The 1,963-nt window shown below is 42.8% G+C and carries 2 protein-coding genes and 1 pseudogene; all 3 read right to left on the bottom strand.

The features are described from left to right. Window positions 1-138 (bottom strand): annotated as a pseudogene (locus tag PX482_RS22830) (photosystem II D2 protein (photosystem q(a) protein)); the annotation flags it as partial. Window positions 139-463: 325 nt separating this feature from the next. Then, complete coding sequence (locus PX482_RS22825; RefSeq protein WP_002759573.1) at window positions 464-1,225, bottom strand: lipoyl protein ligase domain-containing protein; 762 nt, start codon at window positions 1,223-1,225, stop codon at window positions 464-466. Further along, a complete protein-coding gene (locus PX482_RS22820) occupies window positions 1,188-1,664 on the bottom strand; it encodes a YbjN domain-containing protein (RefSeq protein ID WP_288095196.1) in 477 nt (158 codons plus the stop codon). The genes PX482_RS22825 and PX482_RS22820 overlap by 38 nt, the downstream gene beginning before the upstream one ends. Between the last annotated feature and the right edge of the window lie 299 nt (window positions 1,665-1,963).

Below are 1,963 nucleotides of genomic sequence, written 5' to 3'. Positions count from 1 at the left end.
TCCACCTAGGGCCATGAAGGCGCAGGGGAAGAGTAGTAAACCAGACCAACCGATGAAGACGAAACGGTCTCTTTTGAGCCAGTCATCGAGAGCATCAAACAGCCCTCTTTCTGGGGCGCGTCCGACAGCAATGGTCATGGGTATTTTTCCTCTTGCTTAACTGAAATCACGGGCAAGATTTCTTAACTTTTTTGAGTCTGGGATTACTCCCATTGTCTTATAAGATGGCGCGATCGATTGACTGGATTAGCTTGACTAAACTAGATGCGATCGCTAGTTAATCCTCACAAACTGTAAAAGATTAACGTTTCTTAAACTAGCACAAGCTAGACAATAATTTCGAGTTCGGTAAGACTTTGGTTCCTTGCGGTCTCTATCTACCTTTAACTATTATTAGCAAAAAATTACAAATCTATACAACTTGACTCATAATTGATTTTCTATACACACAAAAACTTTTTTGTCAATGAGTATTTATATTCATTTGTTTAATCGATCGCCACTCCCAATCCTCTAGGGGTTGCTCTAGCAATTGACAATCGAAGCATTCCTCGGCGGCGGTTTTCAGGGTAGCGATAATTGTCTCTAGGGTCAAATCTGGCGCTAAATTCAGCTTTTGAGGGGCAGCACTGGCGAAAACTTGCTCAAACAGCGAATTATCTTGCTCTAGCACCATCGAACCATGTTGGAGAACCGAGGAACCCCGTTGCAGTTGGGCGCTCCCAATAAATTTATTCCCCCAATTATCGACTAAATCCGCACCGGTAGCTGTACCGAAACAGTTAGCAGAATGGATATATCCCCGGCCGGCAGCACCGTAGGACAACTCCAGACCGATATTTTGCCAGCCTGTGATTAAAAATTGACAGATTTGCTGGTAAACTTCCCTAATATTCCCCTTCATCCCCGAATTTACCACCATATAGGTCAAATCCCCCTGATGTAGTACAGACCGTCCACCGGTAGGACGACGAACTAGGGAGATTTTTTGACCTTGCCAAGTCAAATCACGCCAAAAATCAGGATATTGCCGTTGATGATAGCCCAAGGAAATAGCCGGGGGCGACCATTGATAAAAACGCAGAGTCGGGGGATGATGACTGCAACGGTGTTGCTCTAGTAACCAAGAATCGATCGCCATTTGTCGCTCTGCCGATGAGATAATTGGAGGGATATAACGCCAAATTTTAGCTGCCACCAAAGGATTCTCGTAACATTTCATCATTATTATCTGCTACCGTCGCCACGAGAGTAATTGCTCGCGAAATCTCCCCAGCAGACAAATCGGCCACAGTGCGCTGAGAAATCACCACCACCTGATCATTCATAATGGCAAAATGAGATTCAAAGGTTTCGGCACAATTCATCGCTAATAACTTGCGGGTTAATCCCAATTCATCCTTAACGGGTAATTTCAGCACAGAAGACCACACCGTTAGAAAATCATCATCGCTTTCCCCAGTTAACTGTACAAATACCTCAACGCTACCATACTGAAACTTCCAAAGATAACCTTTGTCTGTATGTTGTACCATAGCAGTATCATTCTGCTGCAGAGTAGAAATAACCATTTCAATCATTTCTTGGTGACTGCTCGTACTAGCCAGAAATTCATCGGTCATTGACTCTATTGCGTCCGAAGTCGCTAAACTTTCTGTGGTCATAAAAATTCCCTAAACTCGATCGATCACAATCTTATCCCAAGAGAAAAGAAAAAAGTAACAAAACAGACATAGAAGAGGGGAGTGGGGAGCTTTTTTCCTGTGATTAGTAAACAGCAAACAGTAAACAGCGAAAAGACAGAGGCTTAACCATTCTCTATATAACTGAACTTCCCCCATACATATATACCACAATAGCTGAAAACCCTTATCCATCAATGGATGCACCCCCTTAACTTATCTTAATGTACCCATGTAATTTGTAACATTTCTTAATGGACAAGAATTCTCTCCATTTGCTA

The organism is Microcystis sp. M53602_WE12 (assembly GCF_030065455.1).
In the GTDB taxonomy this organism is placed as follows: Bacteria; Cyanobacteriota; Cyanobacteriia; order Cyanobacteriales; family Microcystaceae; genus Microcystis; species Microcystis aeruginosa.
This window is presented reverse-complemented; position numbering and strand designations above follow the sequence as displayed.